We start from the raw sequence: 24,248 nt of genomic DNA, 5'->3' as shown, positions 1-24,248 counted from the left end.
CTGAAAGGAGACCTGCGCGCACTGCTGGAGCAGCTGCCGGAGCTGCAGGGTCGGGTGCTGAAGATGCGCTATGGCATTGAGGTTGGGGAGCCGCAAGAGAGCTCGGAGCCAATGAGCCTCAGCGCTATTGCTAAGCAATTGGGCATGAGCCGCGACAAAACTCGCAACCTGGAGCGCAAGGCCCTCGAAGGCGTACGGGCCCAGTCACGCATGCTTGAGGGTTATTTAGTCGCTTGAGTTGGCCCAGTATAATTGTCAACAATAAACTTAGAAAAACTAAATCAAAAAAACTGAGTTAGAAAAGCTAGAATTAGAAAAATTGATCGAAATTGTCAAAGTCGACTGCGCTGAAGGTGCCAGCTTCCACCTGTGCCATCAGCCGCTCCAGCTGCACCCACAGGGCGCCCGCTGTGGCAATCGACAATATAAAAGAAACAAGCAGGGCAACCCCCGCTGAGAAACCGAATACCTGCAGGCTGCCGCCAATAAACAGGGTGATGCCGATCACCACGCCGAAGTAGGGCAGGGTGACCGCAAAACTGCCAAGTGGTAGCAGGGGCAGACGATCCTGTTTCCAGCCCTCCAGCTTGTTCTCTATCAATTTGGCGAAGGTGAGGCCGCAGAGGATGCCGATGGCCAGGCCCACTCCAGCCACCAAATATGGGGGCTGGATTATTTGGGCATATTCAAGTAATAGATCATTCGCATCGAGATCGGCGTACATCCAGCCGTCCGGTGGGACGCTGCTGTCGATGGCGTCGAGGGGCAGGCTGGCCATCGGCAGGGACTGGTTTGGGTGGCCGAGACCCTAGGCCCTCAGGGTTCCCAGCGCTGGGAACCCAGGAAGGTGAGTTCGACGAAGCTGCTGCCGTTGTGGTCCTGGGGACCCAGCTGCACCCGGTAGCCGCCAAGGTCTACGTCGCGCATGGTCTCAAGGGCGGTCACAAAGCGTTGGCGGCTGGGTGCCGGCCCGGCCCGACGCAGGCCTTCCACTGTCATCTTTGCGGCAAGGAAGCCCTCCAGGCTGGTAAAGCCGAAGTGCGGTTTGGTCTGCTGGCGCCGCATCAATTCCTGGTATTCCTTCACCACTGGCACCCGTTCGTTCCACGGGAAAGGCACCACCTGGGCCACGCCGATGCCACTGGCCTCATGGCTTTGCAGGGAGGCCCGCAGGGCGCTGGTGCCTACAAACGACACGTTCATTAGCTGGGCAGTGCTGCCGCGCTGCCGCATCTCGCGGCTGAAGGAGGCTGAGCTCGGGTAAGCCGCTACCACCAAAATCGCGTTGGCATTGGCGTTTTGCACCATGCGGGCAGCCGCACCTGTTTGGCTGGAATTGCGCTCGACGCTGGCACTGGCCACTGGTTTGAGGCCATGGCGCCTTAAGGCGTTGATAGCGCCCTTGAGGCCGTCTTGACCAAAGGCATCGTTTTGATAAACAACCGCAATGCGATGGCGGCCGCTGCGCACTAGGTAGTCGACCATCCGGTCGATTTCCATGTGGTAGCTGGTGCGCAGGTTGAACACCATTGGACGATGGGGCTGGCGTAGCAATTGGGCGCCGGTGAGGGGAGCGATCAAAGGGATTTTCTGTTTCTCAACCAAGGGCAATACCGCCTTGACGGTGGGGGTGCCCACATAACCAAATAAGGCAAACACCTTGTCGCGCTCAACCAGCTGCTTGGTGTTGCGCAGGGTGAGAGAAGGTTCATAGCGGTCGTCAAGGCTCAGCAGCTTTAGGCGCTTGCCATGCACGCCCCCTCGGCGATTCACTTCGGCGAAATAGGCCAGAGCCCCTTCCCGGTATTCGCTGCCGAGCATGCCGGAGGGGCCGCTGAGGGCCGCCGACTGCCCCAGCACCAGTTCTGTTGATGCCAGGGCAGGCAGGGTCAGCGCTAGGGCCAGCGCCAGTCCGCTACATACTCGCCCCCAACTGGCTTTCAGCTTTAAGTTCAGCAAACTGCAGTGGGTGGGCATGGGGAAGCGCAGGCAAAGGCCTTGGAATGTGCTGGCGATGGTTGCCGTTGTTCTGGCAGCCATCCTGGCCATATTGGGGATCGGGCGCATTGATGTGAGCCCAGTGCTTAGCCGCGACTCGCTACGTCTCTCCTCCGCATCCCGGGCTCTCACCACCCTGCCCCTTGGTGAGAAGCCGGCCCTGGGTGAATGGAGTGCCATGCGGGGAGATCAGCTCAGCACCGGAGAGGAAAGGGTGGATCGGGCTGAGCTGGAGCGAGCCTTATACAAGGTGGAAGTGGGAGTGTATTCAATAAGTAATTACGAGCTAGATCTTACGGTGCCGAGCTATTCAAGCAGCGGCTATGTTTGGCTGCGCTGGGAGGAGTCTATGCAGGGCTATGTGGAGGCTCGCGGCGGAAATATTTCTAGCTTATTTATTGTTCTAAATACTTTGCTTTCCGATAAAGACTCAAGTCTTAGGCCGGTCGGCGAGACGCCAGTGAGGCTGGCCGACGGCAGCTACTATCAACTTTTTACATATGTTGGTCGTTATTATGTAGACAAGGCTAGCTTTCGTCACTACCCTTTCATGAATATTAGCCTGCCACTTGCCATAGAGGCAAATGACGTAGACGGACAGCTTGGCTATCAAAATCTCCGCTTGATTCCGGAGATTCGCAATAGTGGTATGGGCCTATATGCCCGCATCATTGGCTGGCTAAATACCGGCTGGTCGATTGCTGAATACCGGCACCATTATGCCACAAATTTTGGGCTTGGCAGCAAAGAGAATGACTATAGTCAAATCCTCTTTGAGATTTCATACGGTACTTCTTCGTGGTCATCTTTCTGGAGATTATTGCTGCCCCTCTCTGTGTTGATGGCCATGGTGTTGTTGGTGTTTAAGGTGCGACCTGATGAGCAGGATGCCCGCGCCAGTATTCCGGTCACGGTGCTGCTTACTTTAGTTTTTCTACAGCAAACCTATCGCGACAAGCTGCCTGATTTGCCCTTTCTTACCTTTCTTGATCAGGTTTACGTCGTTGCCTACGTAGTTACCCTGGCGGCTTTTGTGTTGGTCCTATGGATTGGACGTCGCTATGCCGTGATGGAATCGATTGAAGACCCTGCCGAAAAACAAGCGTTGTTGCAGCATCTGCACCGCCTCGATGACACCTGGCCCCTAGTGGTGGTACTGGTGGGTGGTGCTGCTATCACCTTCTGCTGGATGACCATTCCCCAGGTTGGCTGAACTATCTATTGGTTAATCCTTTCGTTTAAGCGGGTTGCAGGGTAAGCCTTGCCAGCATGCCACTAACTAACTTGCGTGGTGAAAAAGTACGCCCCATCAGGCCCATCAGAGCGCGCAAATCATCTGTGTGCAGGCGATCGCCCTGAACCAAGGTGAGCAGCAGCCGTTGCCTTAAGCTGCCGCCTTCTGGACCCAGCAGCAGCTTCAAGCCAGCTCCAGCAACTGGAAGCAAATCGGGGCTGGTGGCATCGTTTTCCACAACTGCCAATAGATTTTCTAGCCGTTCAAGCTGCAGGCGGCCGTTTCGATCAAAGAGCACCTCAAGCAGTTTTTCGCGCATCTCACTGGTGTCGCCTGCCAGCAGGCGCCGTGCCACGTAGGGATAGGCCACGCGAATGATCTTGAAGCTGGGATCTAGCCGGAGCGCTAGGCCCTCCTGGCTCACCACCGCTCGAATAATCAGGGCGAAGCGAGCGGGCACTCTGAAGGGATATGCATACATCAGTTCCGAAAAACGATCGGTTATTGCCTTGAAGTTAAAAGAGCCCACGTTGTCGCCTAGGGCGCCACCTAGCACCTCCTCAAGGGCAGGAATGATTGGCTCGAGGTCGGCCTTGGGGTTAAGGAAGCCAAGACTGACGAAATCAGCCGCCAGGGCGCTGAAATCCCGATTGATCAGGTGCACCACGGCACCGGTGAGGGTGAGGCGATCGCTATCGCTGATTGAATCCATCATGCCGAAATCCACATAGGCCACATGGCCTAGGGGGCCGGTTTTGCCGGAGAGGGCAAACAGGTTGCCGGGGTGGGGATCAGCGTGGAAATAGCCAAATTCGAGCAGTTGCTGCAGCCCGGCTATCACGCCAGTGCGGATCAGGGCCGAGGGATCCAGGTTGCGAGCCTCCAGCGCCTGGCGTTCCTGCAACTTGGTGCCATTGATCCACTGGGTGGTGAGCACCCGCTGGCTGGATAACAGTCGCTCCACCCGCGGCACGGTCACCTCGGGCTGGCGAGCGAACAGATCGGCAAATCGTTCGGCGTTATTGGCTTCGAGCCGGTAATCAATCTCCTCAAACAAAGTTGAGCCGAATTCATCGATGATGTCGCCGAGGCCAAAGCCCAGGTTGAGCGGCAGCAGCGGCGCACTCAGCACAGCCAACAGGCGGATGATCACTAGATCCCGCCGCAAAATTGTGGGCAGATTGGGGCGTTGCACCTTGACTGCCACCCAGTGGCCATCAGCGAGCTGCGCTTTGTAAACCTGGCCCAAGCTGGCGGCTGCTACGGGGTAGTCGGGGAATACCTCAAACAGCTGGTCGGCCGGGGCGCCCAATTCCTGCTCAATGGTTGCCAGGGCAATTTCATGGGGATAGGCGGGCAGGTTGTCCTGCAGTTGGGTGAGCTGTTCGAGCCAGTCGCGCCGCACCAGATCGGGTCGGGTGGAAAGGGCTTGGCCCACCTTGATAAAGCAGGGGCCCAGGTCCGTGAGCGTGGTGAGAATGCGCCTTCCCAGCCGTTGCTGCACCTGGGCATTGCTGCTGTTGCCCTGCACCACCAAGATCAGGGCCAGGCTGGACAGTTGCCAGATCACCACGATCAGCCGGGCTACTAATACCCAGGGGCGCAGCAGTAACCAGCGCAGGTCCCGGCCCGGGTCGTAACCCAGCTCGCTGGCAGCTTCGGCTTTGGTCAAGGCACGGCAGCCGGTAGTTGGGCAAACTCTAGAAAAGCCATTCCCCTGCCCATGGGCCTGCCGCTGCATCTGCCGGCCCACGGTCGCGGTCGGGGCCTGTCTCCTGCCCTGAGGCGTCTGCTGCGCCAGCGGCCGGGCAGCTGGGACCTACCGGAGCTGCCGGAGCAGGGTGGCCCTCTGATCCCTACCGGTGCCGTCGCTGAGGCTCAGCGGCGTTGCGCCTGCCAGCTTGGAGCGGAGGCGGTTTGGTTTGGTGTTAATGGGGCCAGTGGCCTGCTGCAGGCGGCCCTGCTAGCCCTGGCTCCCCCTGGCAGCCGGGTGCTGCTGCCCCGCAACCTGCACCGCTCCCTGCTGCACGGCTGCGTGCTGGGCCAGCTGCGCCCCGTCCTGTTTGACCTGCCCTTCGATCCGGCCAGCGGCCTGTGGCTGGCACCGAGTCCAGCCCATCTCGAGGTGGTGCTCGCAGCAGCAGAGCAGGCCGGTCCCCTGGCGGCCCTGGTGCTGGTTTCGCCGAGCTACCAGGGCCAGCGCGCCGAGCTGCCGGCCCTGGTGGCATTGGCCCACGGCCGTGGGCTGCCCGTGCTTGTCGATCAAGCCCATGGCCGCGGTGAGGCCTTGGCGGCCGGGGCCGACCTGGTGGTGCTCTCGGGCCAGAAGGCTGGCGGCGGTTTGGCCCAGAGCGCCGCCCTGCTGCTGCAGGGCGGCAGGGCTGATCGCGATGCCGTGGCCCGGGCCCTGCTGTGGCTGCAGACCTCCAGCCCCAGCGCCCTGCTGCTGGCCTCCGCAGCAGCTGCCCTCGACGACCTCACCAGCTCGGCGGGCCGGCGCCGCTGGCAAGCGGCATGGCGCTGCGGCGAGCGCCTGCAGCGCCGCTGCGGTGCGCTGGGCTTGCCCCTAGTTGCCAACGACGACCCGCTGCGGCTGGTGCTGCACACCGCTGCCATGGGAATCAATGGGCTGGAGGCCGATGCCTGGTTGCTGCAGCGCGGTGTGATCGCCGAGTTGCCGGAGCCGGGGGCGCTCACTTTTTGCCTGGGTATGGCGCCGCCCCTTGGGCTGGTGTGGCGCCTGCCCCAGCAGTTGCTGCGCCTGCGGCGGGCCCTGGGGGGAGCACCCCTGCCACCATTTAGCCCGCCACCGCTGCCGCTCGTAGCGGAGCCGGAGCTGTCCCTGGCCGAGGCCTGGCGCGCTCCGGCGGAAGTCGTGGCTTTGGCGGCGGCGGCTGGCCGGATCGCTGCCGAACCCCTGTGTCCCTATCCGCCGGGCATACCCCTGCTAGTGCCCGGCGAGCGGATCGATCTGGCTAGGGCCACCTGGCTGCGGCAGCAGCAGCACCTATGGCCGGGGCAGATCGCTGATACGGTGAGGGTTGTGGCCGGATAAGGGGCCGATGGACTACCGCGCCGCGGCCGATTCCCGCCAAGCTTCCCAGCAGCCGGCATACCAGTGGGATTTCGTCACCCCTGGGCTGCCGGACAGTGCCTTTGAAGATGCTCCGGGCTTCAGCCCCACCCCCATGGAGCTGCGGGTGATGCTGCTGGCCCATCTGCGCCCCCGCGCCGATTCCCTCGTATGGGATGTGGGCGGCGGCACCGGCGCCCTGGCCTTGGAAATCGCCCGGCTGATGCCTAGGGGTGCGGTACATACCCTCGAGCGCGACCCCGATGCCATCGAGCTGCTGGAGCAAAACCGGCGTCGCTTTGGCATCACCAACCTGCATATTCACGCTGGCGCTGCGCCAGATGATCTGGACCAGCTGCCCGACCATCCAGATCGGGTGTTGCTTGAGGTGGGTCGCCCCTTGGGCGATGTGTTGCTCGCGGTGTGGGAAGCGCTGGTGCCCCGCGGGCGCTTGGTGATCAGCACCGCCAGCCTGGAGGGCTTGGTGGATGCCACCGATACCCTGGGCCAGCTGGCGGCCCGCGATGTGCAGGTGGTGCAGGCCACCGTGCACCGCATGCAACGGCGCGGCAGCCAAACCAAGTTGGCGGCGGCCGAACCACTGTTTTTGATCGCTGCCGAGCGCTCTCCCCTCATCGAGCCCTCCTGATCGCCGCGTGTTGATTCCCTCTCCCCGGCCAGCCAAACCCCGCACCGCCACCTCCCTGCCCCGGCTGTTGAGCGGCTGGGCGGCCGGGGGCTTCGGTTTTGTGGTGGTGATGCTCGGGGGCTGGTGGTTCACGGTGGCCGTTGGGGTGATCGTGCACTTGGGGCTGCTTGAGTTTTTCCGGATGGCCCAGTTCAAGGGGATCCGGCCCGCCACCAAAACCACCCTGGTGGCAGTGCAGTTGCTGCTCATCACCACCCAGCTGGCAAGTCGAGGTGGCGGCTTGGGTGGCGGTTGGTTTGCCGGAGATGTGGCCGCGGCGGTGCTGCCGGCCTCCGGTGCGGTGATCTGCGGCTGGCTGCTGCTTCAGCCGGTTACCGGCACCATCGCCGATATCGCGGCATCAATTTTCGGGTTGTTTTATCTGGGTTTTCTGCCCAGCTACTGGATACGCCTGCGCGACGTGGCCGGTGATGCCCTGGCGCCCAACCTGGCGGGCCAGCCCTGGCCCGCCAGCGCTGGGCTCGCCCTCACCCTGCTGGCCTGCTTCTTGATCGTTGCTACCGACATCGGCTCTTACGTGATCGGCCGCCGGCTGGGGCGCCATCCGCTTTCGCCTATCTCCCCTGGCAAGACGGTGGAAGGAGCCCTGGGCGGGGTGGCCTGTGCGGTGGCAGTCGGTGCTTTTGGCGGCACCTTGATCGGCTGGAGCTGGAGCTGGCTGATCGGTGCGGTGCTGGGAGCGGTGGTAGCCCTGTTTGCCCTGGTTGGTGATCTCACCGAATCGATGATGAAGCGGGATGCAGGCTTAAAGGATTCTGGTGATGCCATCCCAGGCCATGGGGGGATCCTAGATCGAATCGACAGCTATTTATTCGTGCCGGCGGTGGTTTATTCGCTTGTAACCCTGGTGTTACCACTTTTGCAGGGCTAGTGCAGGGCTAAGGGTTCACCTGGGCCGTGCCAATTAGCTGCACCATGCCTGCCCCTAGGCGGGCATCACTGATGGTGATGCCGGGATCCATCGGTAGCCGGCTGCTGACGTTGCCGTTAACGGAGCGAATTTCGATGCTGCCTTCGGCGGCTATTACGGTAGTGGCCAGCTCAATCAGGCCTGGAGCGCCGATGGCACGGGCGGCAAACACCAGGTTGTCCCGGCATATTTGCAGCTCCACTAAGGGCACGATGCCTAGCAGGGTCTCGCCAAGACCATCGCCTAAGGCGCGCCACTGGGGGGCTCTGAGGGAGCGGGTGAGGCCGTCGGCAGTGAAGCTCACCTGGCCCTGGATTTCGAAGGCCTGCTCCAGCTGCAGCGGTTGGCCCTTGAGCAGGTTGCCGCTATGTACCTGAATGGGGCCGCTGTTCAGCTCCACTAGCTCGAAATGGAGGTCTTTGTAGATCACCCTGCGGGCCACCAGTTGCACGCCGGCCAGGCGGCCGCGCAGTAGCTGCAGGGCAGTTCCCTGCAGCCGTATGTCGAGGCTGCCGATGGCTTGACACTGCTGGCGCACCCAGAGCTGCAGGCCGCTGGCCAGTAGCTGCATCACCGGTCCGCCTGGTTTGTCGTCGCTGCTGTTCATTGCTAGGCGGGGGAGTCGAGCCAGGTGGCAGCGACGGTGGCGGTCTGGTCGAGGTGCGGTAGGTGGCCGCAGGCATCCAGCTCACGCACCCGCTCTCCTAACAGGGCCAGGGCCGCCCGCTTCTGCGGTGCTCGCAGGATGCGGTCATTGGCGCCCCACAGCACCGTGATTGGCTGGTTGGGCAGGGGTGCGCCACTACCGGCGAAGCCACCAGAGCGGGCGAAACGCCGCAGGGCTTCGGCCCAGCCAGGGCTCTGCAGGTGCAGCGCGGCGATCTCGAGTTCGGCAGCACCCACGGCGGCATCGGGATCGGCGAAAGCGGTGCGGCAGAGGCCGCGGCGCACACCGGGCAGGGCCAGAAAACGCACACCCAGGCCATCGAGTAGGGGCGGCAGGGGCATGGGACGGCCAGTTAGGCCGGCTGGAGCCAGCAGCAGCAGCCGATTCACCTGCTCGGGCAGGCGCCGGGCCAGCTCCACCGCCACCGAGCCGCCCATCGAGGCGCCGATTAGGCCAAGCGGGGCAGTATTGCGGTTGCCAATCGCCCGCACCAGGGCCTCTAGGTGGCGCAGCACGCCACTGGGGCTGTAGTCGCCCCAAGCGGGCCGGGGGCAGAAGCCAAATCCGTAGAGGTCTGGAATGAATAGCTGCACGCCGCTGGCCAGCAGGGGCGCGAGACGTCGGAATTCCAGAAAGGAACTATCGAAGCCATGCAGTAGCAACACCGGTGGGCCCTCGCCAAGTACGGCTACCGGCCAGGGTCCGTCGTCGCCGAGTTCAGTCAGGGGCCACCACTCCACCTGGGCTGCCAGGTCCCTGCCCTGGGTATCAAGCAGGTTGCGGGCCGCCGCCGCCACCAGGGTTTGCTGAGCTGTGGGCTCGTCGCTCTTCACGCGGGCTGGCGCTCGCTGCTGCAGGTGCTTACAAGGGCGGCCAGCAGGTCGCTGGGAGCCACAGCAAAGGGCAGGCGGTGAAGATCGGAATCGTCGCGGCAGGCAAAGGTGCAAATTTGCTGCAGCTGGTGTAAGCCCGCCTCGGCTAGGCCGAGCTCTTCCAGGCTCACAGGCAGGCCGAGTTGGCGGAATAGGGGTAATAACTGGCGTCGGGATTGGCCAGCGAGTTGATTGCCGCCGAGCACCTCCTCCAGCCGCAGCTGTACCAGGATCCCGAAGCCCACTTTTTCGCCATGTAGGCGGCCATGGCTGGCCTCCAGTTGGGTGAGGCCGTTGTGAACGGCGTGGGCTGCCACGGTGCGGCAGCGGGCACCACCAATGCCGCCAATCAAGCCGGCGCTGAGTCCACAGGCTTCCGCCACCCGCTCCCAGGCGGCACTGTGGGGATTTTGCAGGGCCGATACGGCATCCAGCATCAGTTGGTCTCGCAGCACCCGGGCCATCTGCACTGCTTGCTGCACTAGGCCATCGCTGCTAGCGCCACTGCTCACCGCAGCCTCGTACCACTTGGCCATGGCGTCAGCGATGCCGCTGGCCAAGGTGCGAACTGGGGCTTGGCGAACTAGGTCGTGGTCAAAAATGAGCAGATCAGGGCAGCGGGCCAGGGCCACGTCGCCCAAAAAGGCACCTTCAGCTGAATAAATATTGGCCAGGGCGGTCCAGCCCGCGCAGGTGGCCGCACTGGTGGGCACGGTGATGCAGGCCAGACTCAGCCGGTGGGCCAGCAGCTTGCCGGCATCGAGCACCTTGCCGCCACCAATGGCCACAACTGCATCGCAGCCTTGCTTTTGACAAATCGCAGCGACCCGTTGCAGGTCTCCTTCGCAGCAGTCGAATTGCAGCTCAGCGCAGTGGGGTTGAAGCCCAGCCTGCTGTAGGTCTGCGACCAATTGCTGCCGCAGCTGGGCTGTTACGGAGCTGCGCCCTAGCACCAGTGGATGCTGGCCCAGGGCCCCTAACCGTGGCAGGCCCTGGAGCCAAGCTCCAGGGCCCCTCAACACCTCTGCAGGTGCGATGGCGTGTTGGCTGAGGGAGTTGCTCATCCCGCTGCTGCTTTCATCCCCAAGTGATGGTACGGGCCAGACCCGAATCCCCTTAAACCCCAGCCGCAGCCAATTCCGGCACGGCCGGCAGGGCTGCCTGCTTGCGGATCACCACCTGCTTGTCCTCATTGACATCCACTAGGGCGGAGTCGCCATCGCCGATACGTCCGGTGAGGAATTCCTCAGCCAGCGAATCTTCAAGCAGCCGCATCACGGCACGGCGTAGGGGACGGGCGCCGTAGGAGGGGTTGTAGCCCTCTTCCACCAGCCGTTCCTTAAAGGCTTCAGTGACTGATAGGGCAATGCCCTTCTCCAGCATCCGGCCGAACACTTCTTTGAGCATGATCTCGGCAATGTCCTTGACTTCGTTACGATTGAGTTGACGGAAGACGATAATTTCGTCTAAGCGGTTGAGGAATTCGGGGCGGAAGTATTGCTTTAGCTCCTCATTGACTAGCGAGCGAATGCGGTTGTAGTTAGTTTCATCTGCATCACCACCGCCAAACTCAAAGCCAAGGCCGCCGCCACCTTTTTCGATAACCTTCGAACCAATGTTCGAGGTCATGATGATCAACGTATTCTTGAAGTCCACAGTGCGACCCTTGGAATCGGTCAAGCGCCCGTCTTCGAGCAGTTGTAAGAGCAGATTAAATACGTCGGGGTGGGCTTTTTCGATCTCGTCGAACAGCACCACGGTGTAGGGACGGCGACGTACGGCCTCGGTGAGCTGGCCACCTTCATTAAAGCCCACGTATCCTGGAGGCGAGCCGATCAGCTTGCTGACCGTATGGCGCTCCATGAATTCCGACATGTCTAGACGGATCATGGCTTCTTCGCTGCCAAAGAAATAAGCTGCCAGAGACTTGGTGAGCTCGGTTTTACCAACGCCGGTGGGGCCAGAGAAGATGAAGCTGGCAATAGGGCGGTTGGGATTTTTAAGCCCCACCCGTGCCCGGCGGATGGCACGGGATACGGCCTTGACGGCTTCGTCTTGGCCGATCAAGCGCTGGTGAAGGGTTTCCTCCATGTTCAGCAGTTTGGCTGTCTCGCTTTCGGTGAGTTTCTGGACCGGCACTCCGGTCCAGGAGGCAACGATGTGGGCGATGTCCTCTTCAGTGACCATGGGGGTGCGATCGCCATCGGCTGCTCCCTCAAACACCGCTACAGGTGCACCGTTAGCGACTTCACTGGCTAGGGCCTCAGATGCCGGCCCCTCGTCCTTGCGGGTTTGCAGGATTGAGCGAATCTGCTCCCGCAGCTCTACTTCCTTGTCGCGCAATTCACCCGCTTTGCTGAAGTCTTGCTGACGCACGGCCTCTTCTTTGTCTTTTTGGACGGCGCGCAACTGTTTGTCGACTTCCTTGGCTGCTGGCGGCAACTTGGAATTCATCAGACGCACCCGGCTGCCGGCCTCGTCAACTAGGTCGATCGCCTTATCTGGCAGGAAGCGATCAGAGATATAGCGGTCTCCCAGGGTGGCAGCCGCAATCAATGCCTCATCGGCGATTATGAGGCGGTGATGAGCCTCATAGCGATCCTTGAGACCGCGGAGAATTTCGATCGTGTCGATAACGGAGGGTTCACCCACCATCACCGGCTGGAAGCGGCGCTCTAGGGCCGCGTCGCGCTCGATGTGTTTCCGGTACTCATCAAGGGTGGTAGCGCCGATGCACTGAAGTTCACCGCGGGCGAGGGCAGGCTTGAGGATGTTGGCGGCATCGATAGCACCTTCGGCCGCACCGGCACCAATCAAAGTGTGCACTTCATCGATCACGAGGATCACGTTGCCGGCGCTGCGAATCTCCTCCATGATTTTTTTGAGGCGCTCCTCAAATTCACCCCGGTATTTGGTACCTGCTACTAGCAAGCCAATGTCCAGGGTGAGGACTCGCTTATCTTCAAGAATATCTGGAATATCGCCGGAATTAATTCGCTGAGCTAGGCCTTCGGCGATGGCGGTTTTGCCCACGCCAGGCTCGCCGATCAGTACTGGATTATTTTTAGTGCGGCGACCAAGGATTTGAATTACCCGCTCAATTTCGTTCTGACGACCCACCACTGGGTCGAGCTTGCCATCGGCTGCCTGCTGGGTGAGATTGCTGCCGAACTCATCGAGGGTGGGAGTTTTGGTGTTGCCCTTGCCACTGCCGCCGCCGGCAGCCACTTCAGCTGTTTCACCCAGCATGCGAATTACTTGGGTGCGCACCTTGGCTAGATCAACGCCGAGGTTTTCAAGCACCCTGGCGGCCACTCCCTCGCCCTCACGGATCAGGCCTAGCAGCAGGTGCTCGGTACCGATGTAGTTGTGGCCTAGCTGGCGGGCTTCTTCTAGGGAGAGCTCTAAGACTCGCTTAGCCCTGGGAGTGAAGGGAATCTCCACAGCGACGAAGCCAGACCCGCGGCCGATGATCTTTTCGACTTCGACGCGGGCATCTTTGAGGTTTACCCCCATTGATTTGAGCACTTTTGCTGCAACACCGGTGCCCTCACCGATCAAGCCCAGCAAAATCTGTTCAGTGCCCACAAAGTTGTGGCCAAGGCGGCGGGCCTCTTCTTGGGCCAGCATGATCACCTTGATGGCTTTCTCGGTAAACCGCTCGAACATGGCCCTTAGCCTGGTGCAAGTCCATCCAAGCTACCAGGGTTAACAGGTGTGGTGTGGTTTACGCCGGTACAAAGGCAGATCCCCTGCGGCAGCAGGGTCTCAAGCTGTTTTAGGCAACAACGCAAATTGCTGAATTGCCGGTCTTTAGCAATAAGAAAAGCCGGTTATCCACACCCACGCTACGCATCATTGATGCTGGATAACCTCAGCCATTGGATCAGGGCGTCTTCGCCATTGCGGTAGTAACCGCGACGTATGCCCGCATCCCGGAAGCCCAGGCGCCGATATAGGGCCAAGGCTGCTGTATTGGCAGGAGCCACTTCCAGGGTTGCGTGCAGGGCCCCTTGCTGCCCGGCCAGCAGCAGCAGGGCTCCCAGCACCCGCCGGCCCAGCCCCCGGCGCTGTTGCCCAGGATCCACTGCTACCAGCGTTATGTGCAGTTCGTCGACCACCAGCCAGCCGCTGGCCATCGCTAGCAATTGCTGGCCGTGGCAGAGGCCGATCCCGGGGCGCCGCTCCTCCTCCAGCTCCCTTTGCCACTGGGAGCGGCTCCACAGCCCGCCGAGGCTGGCCTGGTCGAGCCTGAAGCAGGCCTCTAGATGTTCCGGCGCCAGGGCTACCTGATGCAGCGGTGCCAAGGAGTTTCGTACATTCATGCTGACTTGACCCGCGCGGCCCGAGCCATGCTGACCTCTTACGAGACCGTTGCGCCGGTGAATCCCTTCGAGCGTGATCGGGATCCGCACAGTCCCAACCGCAATCTCACCCCCATAACCACGGCTATCGACAGCGAGGGGCGCTTAGTGGTGGGTGGCTGCCTGCTGAGCGACCTAGCGCGCGACTACGGCACACCTCTTTATGTGCTTGATGAAGCCACGCTGCGGGGTGCTTGCCTGGCCTACCGGGAGGCCCTTGCCCAGCACTATCCGGGACCGGCCCTGGCCATTTACGCCTCTAAGGCCAATAGCTCCCTGGCGATTACGGCTCTGGTGGCTTCTGAAGGTCTGGGGCTGGATGCGGTGTCTGCCGGCGAGCTGCTCACCGCCCTGCAGGGGGGCATGCCGGCTGAGCGCATCGTGCTGCACGGCAACAACAAGAGCCGCGAAGAGCTGGCCCTGGCAGCTGAGCAGGGCGTCACGGTGGTGGCTGACAACTGGCGCGATCTTGAGCTGCTGGCTGCCCTGGCCCCTGACTTGCAGCGACCTGTGCAGCTGATGCTGCGTTTTACGCCGGGCATTGAGTGCCACACCCATGAGTACATTCGCACCGGCCACCTCGATAGCAAATTTGGTTTCGATCCCGACCAGTTAGAAGCGGTGTTGCAGCACCTGGTGACCTGCTCCTGGGCCCAACTCACCGGGCTGCACGCCCATATCGGCTCCCAGATTTTCGAGCTCCAGCCCCACCGCGACCTAGCTGGCGTGATGGCCGATGCCCTCGCCTTGGCCCGCTCCTTGGGGCACCCGGTGGTTGATCTCAACGTAGGCGGCGGTCTGGGCATTCGCTACATCACTAGCGACGATCCGCCGAGCATCAGTGAGTGGGTGCGCACCGTGGCTGAGGCGGTGGCGGCGGCCTGTCAGGAGCGGGGGCTGGAGCTGCCCCGCCTGCTCTGTGAACCGGGGCGTTCCCTGGTGGCCAGCGCCGGGGTCACCCTCTACGAGGTGGGCAGCCGTAAGGACATCCCCGGCCTCCGCACCTACCTCTCGGTGGACGGAGGCATGAGCGACAACCCCCGGCCGATCACCTACCAGTCCCAATACACGGCGGTGTTGGCCGATCGCCCCACGGCCGAGGCCAGCGAGATCGTCACCTTGGCTGGCAAGCACTGCGAATCTGGTGACGTGCTGCTAAGGGATCTGGCCCTGCCGCCGGCTGGCAGCGGCGATGTGCTGGTGGTGTTTGCCACCGGTGCATACAACGCCTCGATGAGCTCCAACTACAACCGCATTCCGCGGCCGGCTGCGGTTTTGGTGCACGACGGCGTCGCTGATTTAGTGCAGCGCCGCGAGCAGCCGGAAGACCTACTGCGCTACGACGTTTTGCCAGCTCGGTTGAGCTCGGTAAGATGAATAAATTGATTTTGTGGGCACGTGATCGGGCAGCAACTGGGTGAGTTGCTACGCCTGATCGATCTGCGTCTGCTCCTCGATCTTCTGTTTGCTTTCGGTCTTGGCGTGCTCGTGCTTGGCCGGGTCACCGAAGCCCGCACCCTCTGGCTGCTACGCGGCTATTTGCTGCTGGTGGCCCTGGCCTGGGTGGTGCAGCGCTACGCCAACCTGCCGCTCACCAGCAAGCTCATCGATGCTTTGGTGCTGGCCTGCAGCCTCGCCCTGGCGATTCTCTGGCAGGGGGAGCTGCGCCGGCTGATGGAGCTGCTTGGCACCGGCCGCCTTGGTGTGCTGTTTGATAGCCGCAGCCAAGACCAACTGGGATCGGGATCGGTGGCGGTTCTGAGTGAGGCTGCCGGTCGCCTTTCCCAGGCCCGCCGCGGCGGCTTGATCGTGGTGGATCTGGGCAGCGACCTGCGCCCCGAAGACTTCTTGAATCCCGGCATTGGCCTCGACGCCAAGCTGTCAGTGGATTTGCTGCTCAACCTGTTCGCCGCTGACACGCCGCTGCACGACGGTGCCGTGCTGGTGAAGGCCAACCGCATCGTCGCCGCCGGTGTCATCCTGCCCCTATCCCGCCAGGGCATCAACCGCTACGGCACCCGCCATTTGGCAGCACTGGGGCTGACCGAGCGCTTCGATCAGTGCCTGGCGATCGTTGTGTCGGAGGAAACTGGCACCTTGTCGCTGGCGAGTCAGGGGCGCCTCGAGCGGCCGATTACCAGCAGCCGGCTGCACGACTTGCTCAGTCAAGCCTTGGCCTTGCCAGTTGGGCGTAGCGTGGTGAAGGAAATGCCGGAATCACGCGGATGAGTCGCGCACCGGCGACCACCATTGCGACTGCCCCTAAGGCCGTGCCGCCTGGCCTCGATCCGGCGCGGCTACCCAGCCATGTGGCTGTGATAATGGACGGCAACGGCCGCTGGGCCAAGCGGCGCAACCTGCCCCGAGTGATGGGCCACCGCGAGGGTGTTGAGGCGCTCAAACGTACCCTGCGCCTTTGCAGCGACTGGGGTATCGGCGCCCTCACCGCCTACGCCTTCTCCACCGAAAACTGGAGCCGCCCCGGTGAAGAGGTGAGCTTCCTGATGGCCCTGTTTGAGCGGGTGCTGGCCCGTGAGCTGCAAGCCCTGGAGCAGGAACAGGTGCGGATTCGCTTTCTCGGCGATCTTGAGCTCCTGCCGGATGGCCTGCAACGGCTGATCGCCGACGCCACTGAGCTCACGGCGAACAATACCGGTATTCACTTCAACGTTTGCACCAACTACGGCGGCCGGGCCGAGCTGGTGCGGGCTGCCCAGCGGCTGGCCCAGCGCTGCGTGGCTGGGGAACTGGATCCTGCCGCAATCGATGAGCAGCAGCTCGCCGCCGAGCTGCACACCGCCGGCGAGTGCGATCCGGATCTGCTGATCCGCACCAGTGGCGAGCGGCGCATCAGCAACTTCCTGCTCTGGCAGCTTGCCTACGCCGAAATCCACATCACCGACGTGCTCTGGCCTGATTTCGATCAGGCGGCCTTGTTAGAAGCTCTGCTCGACTACCAGGGCCGCCAGCGCCGCTTTGGTGGTGTCGAACCCTGCTGAACTCGCCTTGATCACGCGTCACGACTGGTCCCGTTCCGAAATCCAGGCGCTGCTCGAGCAGCCGCTGCTGGAGCTGCTTTGGCAGGCCCAACAGGTGCATCGAGTCGCCAATCCTGGCTACCACGTGCAACTGGCCTCCCTGCTCAGCGTCAAGACCGGCGGCTGCGAAGAGGACTGCGCCTACTGCCCCCAGTCGCTGCACAACAGCAGCGATGTGGCGGGACGGCCGGAGCTGGAGGTGGAGCCGGTGCTGGAGCGGGCCCGGGCCGCCAAGCAAGCCGGGGCCCATCGCTTCTGCATGGGCTGGGCCTGGCGTGAGATCCGCGACGGCGCTCCCTTTGAGGCGATGCTGCAGATGGTGCGCGGCGTGCGCGAGTTGGGCCTGGAGGCCTGTGTAACCGCCGGCATGCTGAGCGATTCCCAGGCCGAGCGCCTAGCTGCAGCTGGCCTCACCGCCTACAACCACAACCTCGACACCAGCCCCGAGCACTACGACCGGATCATCACCACCCGCACTTACCAGGAGCGGCTCGAGACCCTGGCCCGGGTGCGGCGCTCCGGCATCACCCTCTGTTGTGGCGGCATCATCGGCATGGGCGAAACCGCTGCCGACCGGGCCGGGCTGCTGCAGGTGCTGGCCAACCTGGATCCCCACCCGGAGAGCGTGCCGATCAATGCCTTGGTGGCGGTGGAGGGCACCCCCTTAGAAGACCTGCCGCCGGTCGACCCCCTCGAGCTGGTGCGGATGGTGGCCACGGCCCGGATCCTGATGCCCCAGGCGCGGGTGCGTCTCAGTGCCGGCCGCGAGCAGCTGGGTCGGGAAGCCCAGATTCTTTGCCTGCTGGCTGGGGCTGATTCAATTTTTTATGGCGACACCTTGCTCACCACCTCCAATCCAGCGGTGGAGGCCGACCGGGAGCTCCTGGCCGCCGCCGGGGTGCAGGTGGGCGGATGAGTGTGCTGGTGGCGGCGTTTTATCGCTTCGCCGCCCTGGAGGGCCTGCCAGAGCTGCAGCGCGAGCTGGGCGACCTGGCGGCAGCCGAGGGGGTGAGCGGCACGATCCTGCTGGCGGCTGAGGGGGTAAACGGCACGATTGCCGGAGCAGATGCTGGCGTGCAGGCGCTGCTGGCTCGGCTGCGGCAGGTGGCAGGCCTGGAGCGGTTGGAAGCCAAGTTCAGTCGCTCGGAGATTCAGGCTTTCCACCGGCTCAAAGTGCGGCTCAAGCGCGAGATTGTCACCATGGGTGAGCCCCAGGTGAGTCCCTATTTGGCCTCGGAGGTGGGTACCCACGTGCCCCCTGGGCAGTGGGATGCCCTGATCGCCGACCCCGAAACCCTGGTGATCGATACCCGCAACGCCTACGAGGTGGCGATCGGCAGCTTTGAAGGTGCGATTGATCCGGGCACCGCAACTTTTCGCGAGTTTCCCCAGTGGGTGGAGCGGGAGCTCAGGCCGCTGGTGGAGCAGCGCCAGCCCCGGGCGATTGCCATGTTCTGCACCGGCGGCATCCGCTGCGAGAAGGCCACGGCCTACCTGCAGCAGCAGGGTTTTGCCGGGGTGCACCACCTGGAGGGCGGCATCTTGCGCTACCTCGAGGAGATCCCCGAGCCGCAAAGCAGCTGGCGCGGCGAGTGCTTCGTGTTTGACAAGCGAGTAGCCGTCAACCACCAGCTCGAGCCCGGTGAGCACAGCGTTTGCCATGCCTGCGGCCTGCCGCTTTCGCCTGCCGATCGCCAGCTCCCCAGCTACGTGGCCGGGGTGAGCTGCCGCCACTGCCTCGAGCGCTTCAGCGACGCTGATCGGCAGCGTTTCGCCGAGCGTCAGCGCCAGATGGAGCGGGCTCGCCAGCGGGGTGAGTGCCACCTCGGCGGGAGACCCGTTGGCTGATCACCAGCCAATTTTGTATAGCTTCCGCCGCTGCCCCTACGCGATCCGGGCGCGGCTGGCCTTGGCTGCCGCTGGCCTGCAACCTGGCCAGGAACTGGAGTTGCGCGAGGTGAGCCTCAAGGCCAAGCCCCCCGAGCTGCTGGAGGCCTCCGCCAAGGGCACGGTGCCAGTGCTTGTGCTGGGGGCCCAGGTGCTGGATGAAAGCCTGGCGATCATGCGCTGGGCCCTGGAGCGCTGCGATCCTCTTGGCTGGTTGGCGGGCTGGAGCCCAGCACAGCTGGCCGATATGGATGCACTGATCGCCGCCAACGACGGCCCCTTTAAGCAGCACCTCGATCGCTTCAAATACCCAGATCGCTATCCAGGGGAGCCAGCCAGCACCAACCGGTTTGCAGCCCTCACGATCCTGCGCCGCTGGAACGAGCAACTGGGGGCCGGCGGCTGGCTGCTCGGCGATCGCCCTTCCCTGGCCGACTGGGCCCTGCTGCCCTTCGTGCGCCAGTTCCGCCTGGTGGATCCGGCGGGCTTTGACGCCGAGCCGCAGTTGGCGGCGCTCCAGGCCTGGCTGGGTCGGTTTTTGGGCGGCCCAGAGCTGGCGGCGGTGCAGGAGTTCCCCTGGGCGGCGCGGGCCCCTTGGCGCTCACCTGGCTTGCTGTATCACCTGGCGTTGCGTCCGGAGTGGCAGGCGGCCCGGGCCGATGGCGAGTATCGCCGCTCTACTCGAGAGCGCTCCTTGGAGGAGGTGGGCTTCATCCACCTCAGCTCAGCGCACCAGGTACCGGCCACTGCTAGCCGCTTCTACGCCGATCTGCCCGCCGCTGAGGTGTTGTTGCTCACGATCGATCCCCAGCGCCTGGCGGCTGCCGGTTTGGAGGTGCGTCTCGAGCAGGCCGACGGCGTGGAGCCCTTTCCCCACCTTTATGGCCCCTTGCCCCTGGCGGCCGTGCTGCGCGCCGAGCCCTGGCAGCGGTGACGATATTTGGTATATCTCAATATAATTTGACGGGACTTAAGTTGGATTCAGCCAAGTGCCTTCATGGATCGCCTCCGAGAACTTTTCGCCCTGGTGGAAGTCAACGTCACCACCACGGCCAAAGCGCGCATTGCAAGCAGTGGCAGCCAGCTTTTCTTTGCTGATGCGCACCGTATGCCCTTGAATAGATAGCCATAAAATGCCTTGGCACCGAGCTGATCGAGATGGTCCATCTCACTGGTGATCGTGGCTGCTTGTGTCACGGAAGCAGTTTCAGCTGCAGCAGCTTGGCGGCCTGGTTGAGGCGTCGGTCGAAACAGGCAAAGGTCAGCGGAAGGGCAAAATGCTCATGCAACCGATGGGCAGCTGCCAGCTGAATGCTGTCGGAGCCGCGCAGGCCAAAAGCCTCGGCAAATACACCAGCTTTTTCAACCAGCGGCTGGGTGACATCCGCGATCGCAAAGCCAGGCAAAGCCTGCTCAAACATTGATAGAGCCTGGGCGAATGCAGCCATCGACTCAGCCCAGGTGATCCTGCAGACCGCGATTCCTTCTGATGAGATCCGTGCCTTGATCATGCTCTCGCTGCTCTGCTCGTCGATGAAGAGCTTGAGAAGGGCAGAGGTATCACAAAAAAGGATCACAGTGTATAACCACGATCCTCGATCACGATGTCACTCATCAGTGGGCCACCATCATTCAGCTTTACGGGTGGTGGAATCACAGGATTCTGGCCATTCCAGCTAATCACGCCGGCATCAATCGCCTTCTGCAGCGGATTGGTTGAGGCTGAAGCAGCTGGCTTCAGAGCCGTGATGCGAGCCTTCATCCTGGCCGGCAATAGACGCTCAGCCAGGACACACAACACCAAAGAGAAGCAGTCAACCAATTCCTGCAAGCGCTTAGTCGATCCATGTTGATCGGCTGGAAGCCAGCCTGAGGAAGATCTGAGCGGCTACTTCTGTGCGGCAGCCAGGGACCGGAACCACACAAACTCCTCGGCCATGTCGACGAGCTGCGGTGAACTCGGTCTGAGAGACAGCTCAGGCTGAAGAATTCAGCAGGGATAACAGCACAGCGCGTATCTCTCCGGCGAGACCGAACAACTCGTCTGCATCGTCTGCTGTGGTCTCAAAGCCTGGATACCGGGCCAAAACCGCACCAGTTGAAAAGACCGCTGAGATTCTCCTCGTCCCATTGCCAATCAGAGTCCACACTGGCGAGGTGTCGCGATACAGCAACCAGATCATGCACCTTCTGGATCGGCTGGTTGAGCTGAATCAATCTTGCTTTGAGCAGCTTTTCAACGCATTGCTGAGCATGAAAGACAACCGCATCATGAAGCTCCTCATTGTTCTGCGAGTAGAGGGTTGAGGCAGCGGTCCAGTCCGCTTCTGCCTTGCGGATCCACTCAGGCACTGCACTCCAGGCTTCAGCCATGCAGAACCGTTCCGTGATCGAGGGCTTCACGGATGATCGGATCCCCACCCAAGTAGCGCTCGGCGATCTCATCGGGCCGCCGCACCAGCAGGTCGAGGGGGAAGCCCGCATGGCAAGACTTTCGAATTGCGCGGATCTGAGCCAGATGCCTTCCCTGGAATGGCATTACCACGAGGATGTCTGCATCTGAATCCCAGCGCCCCTCACCGCGGGCCTGGGAACCGAACAGGATTACTTTGTGTGGGGCAAACCGCTCCACCAGCTGCTGCGTGAAGGCTTGGAGCGCCTCACGGGTGACGAGCGGAACTGGGGTAACCATGACCATTCCCCCATTCTGGCCCGTAATTCATCCCGGCCAATACCGCTACGCACGCCTGGGGTGCGGGCTAAGACTTAAAGGCCATGGATCGCGCGGCGGGCAACGGTTGAGACTGGCCCAGGCCGTGGCGGTTGTGGATGTCCAGCTCTTCCCCCGAGGCACCTACCTGCCCCAACCCCAGCTTGGAGCAGCTGGAGCAGAACGCCCGTCTGCGGGGGCTGTTGCTGCGTCTGCAGGTGGGACGGCCAGCGGGGTTGGCCTGGAGCCTGCGGCTGGGGGTGGCGCGGAGGGATGGGGAGAGGCTGGTGCTGCTTGGTGAGATCAAAGGCTGGGCCCTGCCTGCGGCCGCTGGCCTGCGGCTCGACACGATGCGAGTGCAGGGCGAGGACACGGCCGCCGTGGGCCCGCTGATCTGGGCGGCCACCTTTGCCTGGGCCCTGGAGGCCACCCCCTGCCGCCAGGCCACGATCCTGGCCATCCGCGACAGCGAGGCCCAGCATCGCCGCCTGGTGCGCTACTTCCACCAGCTGGGCTTCAGCCCCCTGCGCGAGCTCGGTGCCGGCGTTGCCGATCTGGCCCCCCGGCTGCTCTGGGGTGGCTCGGGCCTGTTGATGCGGGCGGACTGCGCCGAGGTGCTGCGGCGCAGCGTCCGCCGCCTGGGTGGGCTGGATGGGCTTTGATCCCCGCCGCTGGCGTCCAGCTCCCGGCAGCCCTCCAGTCACCAGCAACGTCGATGCCCTCCTGGCTGAAAACGATGCCCTGCGCCGCGAAGTGCAGGCCCTGCGCCGCCGGCTGGAGCAACTTTCGGCGCAGGACCCCCAGCCTGGCCCGACCTATGGCCATGGCCTCAGCCCGCATCAGCTGCAGCGCTGGGGTCAGGCGATGGCCGCCCACCCTCAGTGGCAGGCGCTGCGGATCGGTCCACCGGGCGGATTGCGGGGGGTGATCGAGGAGCTGCGTCGCCACTGGACGAACCCGGCGCTCAGCCTGGAGCAGGAGCTCGACCGCCGCTCCCCTGGCCTGGGCACCGCCCTGGCCGAAGCGCTCCGGGGCCCCCACAGTCGGGCCCGCTGGGCCGTGCGGGCGGCCTTTGCCCTCTATGGCCCCCGGGCGCCGGAGTGGCTCACTGAAGCGCCGCTCCAGGTGGTGGTGGAGTTGGGGCGCCGCCAAGCCCAACTCGGCCAGCGCCGCCGCGGCACCCGCACCGAGAACCACTCTCGGGGCCCGACCACCTCCCAGGACTTCTCCCAGAACTCGGACCCAGACCCCCGCGGCGAGGCCCTGCGGGAGCTGGGGCTAGTGGCCGGGGCGAGCCCGCAGATGGTCAAGCGGGCCTATCGGCGCTTGGCCAAGGCCCACCACCCCGATCTGGGCGGCGATCCCCAGGCCTTTCACCGGCTGGAGGCGGCCTATCGGTTGCTGATGGACTGATTCAGAACTGCAGCTGCAGTTGCAGGCCGGCGGCCAGGATGTCATTTACCTGGCCCGATCCACCCGGGTTGAGCACCCACTGCAGCACCGGTTGCAGCGACAGGTTGGCAGTCAGGTTGAAGCTGTAGTTCAGCTCCAGCACGGCTTCGGCTGTCAGGCCTGGGTTCAGCTGGCTGTTGAAGCTGCTGCGGCCGTAGCCCAGGGCCAGCACGTCGAGGGGGCGGCCGGGCACCAGCCCCTGGCCCAGCCAGCCGCCGGCCAGAAACAGGGGCACGGGGTTGGTGTTTCCGCTCACAGCAGTGTTGACACCGAGCCAGAAGCGGTTGTCGAGGCCCAGCGGCAGGGGGGCCGTCAGGGTGACCGTGCCGTAGAGGGACCCATTGGACTCGCCCGAGCTGCCGCTGGCCAGATAGCCCCCGCCCAGCTGAATCTGGGGGGGAGGAAGCCTGCGGGAGATGGTCTGACCCTGGCGCCGGATCGGTGCCGCCAGGGCGCTGGCTCCGGGCAGCTGGGTGAAGGTCCACTGCAGAAGGTGAAGGCTGCCCTCGCTTGAACTCAGGTCGGGGTTGACCCCGAACAGACCCGCCAGGGCGAGTTGGGAATCGAGCCAAAAGGAGCCATAGCGCCATTCGCCATAGCGCCCCTGGCGACCGGGGGTCCAGCTCAGCTGCAGTCCCGGGGCCACGTAGGGGTTGATCGGCGGGCCGTCGACGTTGAAGTTGAGCGTGTTGCTTAGGGCTGAGTGCACGTATTGATCGAGCACCGGCGTCGACACAAAGCCCGGATTGAGGGAGAACACCCCAGCTTTCAGCGCCAGTTCCCCCGTGCCAGCCCGGCGCTCAATGGTCGCCTCCGTAAGCCACAGGCCAGTCGGATGGGCCGTGCTCTGCAGGGGGTAGGCGGCTCCGATCGCGGCGTTGAGCTGGGGATCGCCGCTGAACAGCATCAGTTGCAGGTTGGCCTGCCAGTGGTCGCCCTCGTGCCACTGGTCGGCGGGCTTGGCCAGACCACTGCTGAACGCTGCCCCCAGGGTGAGCTGCTGCATCCAGCTGGCGCTCTGCTCGCTCCCGCCGCTCGGGTTGGCCAGGGGCTGGGCCTGCAGATTGAGGTCGAGGTCGATCCAGCCAGGAACATTCAGCAGCCGGTTGAGGCTGGGGGGATCGGACTCGGCCTGGACTGCCTGGGTGAGTCCACCGGCTCCCAACACCAACAGGGCCCTGAGCAGGGGAATCAACAGTCCGCTGGGACGCAACACGATTGGCAACCGTTTGAGCCCTGCAGAACAGGATCCCTGGCGTGGGGAGCCAGCAAGTATTGCTGGCTGCAGCGGCGAAGACAATCGCAGGGACGGCTGGTCAGGCAAGCAGGTCTGG

Annotated in this window: 27 protein-coding genes; 13 read left to right on the top strand and 14 right to left on the bottom strand. The window is 63.2% G+C overall.

All coding sequences use genetic code 11. The features are described from left to right. The coding region (locus AC01FP_RS04040; RefSeq protein WP_474478328.1) for a sigma factor-like helix-turn-helix DNA-binding protein at window positions 1-237 on the top strand (237 nt) is incomplete at its 5' end. A gap of 73 nt (window positions 238-310) precedes the next feature. Here the strand turns inward: AC01FP_RS04040 and AC01FP_RS04035 are convergent. After that, window positions 311-778, bottom strand: a complete 468-nt coding sequence (locus AC01FP_RS04035; protein WP_474478327.1) for a hypothetical protein — start codon at window positions 776-778, stop codon at window positions 311-313. A gap of 38 nt (window positions 779-816) precedes the next feature. Continuing rightward, window positions 817-1,977 (bottom strand): ABC transporter substrate-binding protein, encoded by a 1,161-nt coding sequence (locus AC01FP_RS04030; RefSeq protein WP_474478326.1) that lies wholly within the window; start codon window positions 1,975-1,977, stop codon window positions 817-819. Window positions 1,978-2,014: 37 nt separating this feature from the next. On the opposite strand from AC01FP_RS04030, the gene AC01FP_RS04025 reads away from it, so the two are divergent. Beyond that, window positions 2,015-3,211, top strand: coding sequence for a hypothetical protein (locus tag AC01FP_RS04025; RefSeq protein WP_474478325.1), 1,197 nt, complete (start codon window positions 2,015-2,017; stop codon window positions 3,209-3,211). 25 nt (window positions 3,212-3,236) lie between these two features. On the opposite strand, the gene AC01FP_RS04020 is transcribed toward AC01FP_RS04025, so the two are convergent. Further along, window positions 3,237-4,877 carry an ABC1 kinase family protein gene (locus tag AC01FP_RS04020; RefSeq protein WP_474478332.1) on the bottom strand — a complete coding sequence of 547 codons (1,641 nt, stop codon included), beginning with the start codon at window positions 4,875-4,877 and terminating at the stop codon, window positions 3,237-3,239. Between the two features lie 78 nt (window positions 4,878-4,955). Between AC01FP_RS04020 and AC01FP_RS04015 the strand changes: the two genes are divergently transcribed. Genes AC01FP_RS04015 through AC01FP_RS04005 form a run of 3 tightly spaced genes read left to right on the top strand, consistent with a single transcriptional unit; the run spans window position 4,956 to window position 7,885 of the window. Further along, window positions 4,956-6,287: an Orn/Lys/Arg family decarboxylase gene (locus AC01FP_RS04015; RefSeq protein WP_474478324.1), complete on the top strand. Its 1,332-nt coding sequence runs from the start codon at window positions 4,956-4,958 to the stop codon at window positions 6,285-6,287. A gap of 7 nt (window positions 6,288-6,294) precedes the next feature. Continuing rightward, window positions 6,295-6,954, top strand: coding sequence for a precorrin-6Y C5,15-methyltransferase subunit CbiT (gene cbiT / locus AC01FP_RS04010; RefSeq protein ID WP_474478323.1), 660 nt, complete (start codon window positions 6,295-6,297; stop codon window positions 6,952-6,954). Window positions 6,955-6,964: 10 nt separating this feature from the next. Then, on the top strand, window positions 6,965-7,885 hold the full coding sequence (locus tag AC01FP_RS04005) for a phosphatidate cytidylyltransferase (RefSeq protein WP_474478331.1): 921 nt from the start codon (window positions 6,965-6,967) through the stop codon (window positions 7,883-7,885). A gap of 7 nt (window positions 7,886-7,892) precedes the next feature. Here AC01FP_RS04005 and AC01FP_RS04000 read toward each other — a convergent pair whose 3' ends face one another. The 5 genes from AC01FP_RS04000 to AC01FP_RS03980 form a co-directional block, all read right to left on the bottom strand. Next, window positions 7,893-8,531 (bottom strand): LmeA family phospholipid-binding protein, encoded by a 639-nt coding sequence (locus AC01FP_RS04000; protein WP_474478322.1) that lies wholly within the window; start codon window positions 8,529-8,531, stop codon window positions 7,893-7,895. Window positions 8,532-8,533: 2 nt separating this feature from the next. Further along, complete coding sequence (locus tag AC01FP_RS03995; RefSeq protein WP_474478321.1) at window positions 8,534-9,424, bottom strand: alpha/beta fold hydrolase; 891 nt, start codon at window positions 9,422-9,424, stop codon at window positions 8,534-8,536. Then, window positions 9,421-10,527: an iron-containing alcohol dehydrogenase family protein gene (locus tag AC01FP_RS03990; protein WP_474478320.1), complete on the bottom strand. Its 1,107-nt coding sequence runs from the start codon at window positions 10,525-10,527 to the stop codon at window positions 9,421-9,423. Before AC01FP_RS03990 ends, AC01FP_RS03995 begins: the two co-directional genes overlap by 4 nt. 52 nt (window positions 10,528-10,579) lie before the next feature. Continuing rightward, complete coding sequence (locus AC01FP_RS03985) at window positions 10,580-13,132, bottom strand: ATP-dependent Clp protease ATP-binding subunit (protein WP_474478319.1); 2,553 nt, start codon at window positions 13,130-13,132, stop codon at window positions 10,580-10,582. Between the two features lie 179 nt (window positions 13,133-13,311). After that, window positions 13,312-13,788 carry a GNAT family N-acetyltransferase gene (locus tag AC01FP_RS03980; protein ID WP_474478318.1) on the bottom strand — a complete coding sequence of 159 codons (477 nt, stop codon included), beginning with the start codon at window positions 13,786-13,788 and terminating at the stop codon, window positions 13,312-13,314. A gap of 27 nt (window positions 13,789-13,815) precedes the next feature. On the opposite strand from AC01FP_RS03980, the gene lysA reads away from it, so the two are divergent. From lysA to AC01FP_RS03950, 6 genes are read left to right on the top strand one after another with little or no spacing between them, the layout of a single operon-like run. Beyond that, window positions 13,816-15,204 (top strand): diaminopimelate decarboxylase, encoded by a 1,389-nt coding sequence (gene lysA / locus AC01FP_RS03975; protein WP_474478317.1) that lies wholly within the window; start codon window positions 13,816-13,818, stop codon window positions 15,202-15,204. Between the two features lie 21 nt (window positions 15,205-15,225). Then, window positions 15,226-16,056: a diadenylate cyclase CdaA gene (gene cdaA, locus AC01FP_RS03970; RefSeq protein ID WP_474478316.1), complete on the top strand. Its 831-nt coding sequence runs from the start codon at window positions 15,226-15,228 to the stop codon at window positions 16,054-16,056. Continuing rightward, window positions 16,053-16,826 (top strand): isoprenyl transferase, encoded by a 774-nt coding sequence (locus AC01FP_RS03965; RefSeq protein ID WP_474478315.1) that lies wholly within the window; start codon window positions 16,053-16,055, stop codon window positions 16,824-16,826. The genes cdaA and AC01FP_RS03965 overlap by 4 nt, the downstream gene beginning before the upstream one ends. After that, a complete protein-coding gene (gene bioB, locus AC01FP_RS03960) occupies window positions 16,807-17,781 on the top strand; it encodes a biotin synthase BioB (protein WP_474478314.1) in 975 nt (324 codons plus the stop codon). Before AC01FP_RS03965 ends, bioB begins: the two co-directional genes overlap by 20 nt. Beyond that, window positions 17,778-18,713 (top strand): oxygen-dependent tRNA uridine(34) hydroxylase TrhO, encoded by a 936-nt coding sequence (gene trhO / locus AC01FP_RS03955; protein WP_474478313.1) that lies wholly within the window; start codon window positions 17,778-17,780, stop codon window positions 18,711-18,713. The genes bioB and trhO overlap by 4 nt, the downstream gene beginning before the upstream one ends. A 13-nt stretch (window positions 18,714-18,726) precedes the next feature. Continuing rightward, complete coding sequence (locus tag AC01FP_RS03950) at window positions 18,727-19,686, top strand: DUF952 domain-containing protein (RefSeq protein WP_474478312.1); 960 nt, start codon at window positions 18,727-18,729, stop codon at window positions 19,684-19,686. Between the two features lie 47 nt (window positions 19,687-19,733). Here AC01FP_RS03950 and AC01FP_RS03945 read toward each other — a convergent pair whose 3' ends face one another. The 5 genes from AC01FP_RS03945 to AC01FP_RS03925 all read right to left on the bottom strand — a co-directional run bounded on the left by AC01FP_RS03945 (window position 19,734) and on the right by AC01FP_RS03925 (window position 21,444). Beyond that, entirely contained in the window at window positions 19,734-19,949 is a 216-nt protein-coding gene (locus AC01FP_RS03945) for a hypothetical protein (RefSeq protein WP_474478311.1), read from the bottom strand. Continuing rightward, window positions 19,946-20,329: a type II toxin-antitoxin system VapC family toxin gene (locus tag AC01FP_RS03940; RefSeq protein ID WP_474478310.1), complete on the bottom strand. Its 384-nt coding sequence runs from the start codon at window positions 20,327-20,329 to the stop codon at window positions 19,946-19,948. Before AC01FP_RS03940 ends, AC01FP_RS03945 begins: the two co-directional genes overlap by 4 nt. After that, complete coding sequence (locus AC01FP_RS03935) at window positions 20,326-20,514, bottom strand: hypothetical protein (RefSeq protein WP_474478309.1); 189 nt, start codon at window positions 20,512-20,514, stop codon at window positions 20,326-20,328. The genes AC01FP_RS03940 and AC01FP_RS03935 overlap by 4 nt, the downstream gene beginning before the upstream one ends. A 302-nt stretch (window positions 20,515-20,816) precedes the next feature. Beyond that, window positions 20,817-21,155, bottom strand: a complete 339-nt coding sequence (locus AC01FP_RS03930; protein ID WP_474478308.1) for a HEPN domain-containing protein — start codon at window positions 21,153-21,155, stop codon at window positions 20,817-20,819. Next, a complete protein-coding gene (locus AC01FP_RS03925) occupies window positions 21,118-21,444 on the bottom strand; it encodes a nucleotidyltransferase domain-containing protein (RefSeq protein ID WP_474478307.1) in 327 nt (108 codons plus the stop codon). The genes AC01FP_RS03930 and AC01FP_RS03925 overlap by 38 nt, the downstream gene beginning before the upstream one ends. Window positions 21,445-21,581: 137 nt before the next feature. Here AC01FP_RS03925 and AC01FP_RS03920 point away from each other — a divergent pair, with 137 nt between their 5' ends. Both AC01FP_RS03920 and AC01FP_RS03915 read left to right on the top strand, forming a co-directional pair. Beyond that, window positions 21,582-22,124: a hypothetical protein gene (locus tag AC01FP_RS03920; RefSeq protein ID WP_474478306.1), complete on the top strand. Its 543-nt coding sequence runs from the start codon at window positions 21,582-21,584 to the stop codon at window positions 22,122-22,124. Continuing rightward, the gene (locus tag AC01FP_RS03915) at window positions 22,114-22,875 is read left to right on the top strand and encodes a DnaJ domain-containing protein (RefSeq protein WP_474478305.1); all 762 of its coding nucleotides are present in this window, start codon (window positions 22,114-22,116) and stop codon (window positions 22,873-22,875) included. The genes AC01FP_RS03920 and AC01FP_RS03915 overlap by 11 nt, the downstream gene beginning before the upstream one ends. Window position 22,876: 1 nt before the next feature. Here AC01FP_RS03915 and AC01FP_RS03910 read toward each other — a convergent pair whose 3' ends face one another. Then, complete coding sequence (locus tag AC01FP_RS03910; protein ID WP_474478304.1) at window positions 22,877-24,130, bottom strand: carbohydrate porin; 1,254 nt, start codon at window positions 24,128-24,130, stop codon at window positions 22,877-22,879. Window positions 24,131-24,248: the final 118 nt, after the last annotated feature.

The organism is Cyanobium sp. NIVA-CYA 375, from assembly GCF_056108345.1.
Note: the sequence above shows the minus strand (reverse complement) of the source record. Positions and strands in the feature narration are given on the sequence as shown.

Coding starts and splice junctions, on each gene's coding strand:
- AC01FP_RS04035 (WP_474478327.1), bottom strand. CDS start 778: ATGGCCAGCCTGCCCCTCGACGCCATCGACAGCAGCGTCCCACCGGAC.
- AC01FP_RS04030 (WP_474478326.1), bottom strand. CDS start 1,977: ATGCCCACCCACTGCAGTTTGCTGAACTTAAAGCTGAAAGCCAGTTGG.
- AC01FP_RS04025 (WP_474478325.1), top strand. CDS start 2,015: ATGGTTGCCGTTGTTCTGGCAGCCATCCTGGCCATATTGGGGATCGGG.
- AC01FP_RS04015 (WP_474478324.1), top strand. CDS start 4,956: ATGGGCCTGCCGCTGCATCTGCCGGCCCACGGTCGCGGTCGGGGCCTG.
- cbiT (WP_474478323.1), top strand. CDS start 6,295: ATGGACTACCGCGCCGCGGCCGATTCCCGCCAAGCTTCCCAGCAGCCG.
- AC01FP_RS04000 (WP_474478322.1), bottom strand. CDS start 8,531: ATGAACAGCAGCGACGACAAACCAGGCGGACCGGTGATGCAGCTACTG.
- AC01FP_RS03990 (WP_474478320.1), bottom strand. CDS start 10,527: ATGAGCAACTCCCTCAGCCAACACGCCATCGCACCTGCAGAGGTGTTG.
- AC01FP_RS03985 (WP_474478319.1), bottom strand. CDS start 13,132: ATGTTCGAGCGGTTTACCGAGAAAGCCATCAAGGTGATCATGCTGGCC.
- AC01FP_RS03980 (WP_474478318.1), bottom strand. CDS start 13,788: ATGAATGTACGAAACTCCTTGGCACCGCTGCATCAGGTAGCCCTGGCG.
- lysA (WP_474478317.1), top strand. CDS start 13,816: ATGCTGACCTCTTACGAGACCGTTGCGCCGGTGAATCCCTTCGAGCGT.
- AC01FP_RS03965 (WP_474478315.1), top strand. CDS start 16,053: ATGAGTCGCGCACCGGCGACCACCATTGCGACTGCCCCTAAGGCCGTG.
- trhO (WP_474478313.1), top strand. CDS start 17,778: ATGAGTGTGCTGGTGGCGGCGTTTTATCGCTTCGCCGCCCTGGAGGGC.
- AC01FP_RS03935 (WP_474478309.1), bottom strand. CDS start 20,514: ATGAAGGCTCGCATCACGGCTCTGAAGCCAGCTGCTTCAGCCTCAACC.
- AC01FP_RS03925 (WP_474478307.1), bottom strand. CDS start 21,444: ATGGTTACCCCAGTTCCGCTCGTCACCCGTGAGGCGCTCCAAGCCTTC.
- AC01FP_RS03920 (WP_474478306.1), top strand. CDS start 21,582: ATGTCCAGCTCTTCCCCCGAGGCACCTACCTGCCCCAACCCCAGCTTG.
- AC01FP_RS03915 (WP_474478305.1), top strand. CDS start 22,114: ATGGGCTTTGATCCCCGCCGCTGGCGTCCAGCTCCCGGCAGCCCTCCA.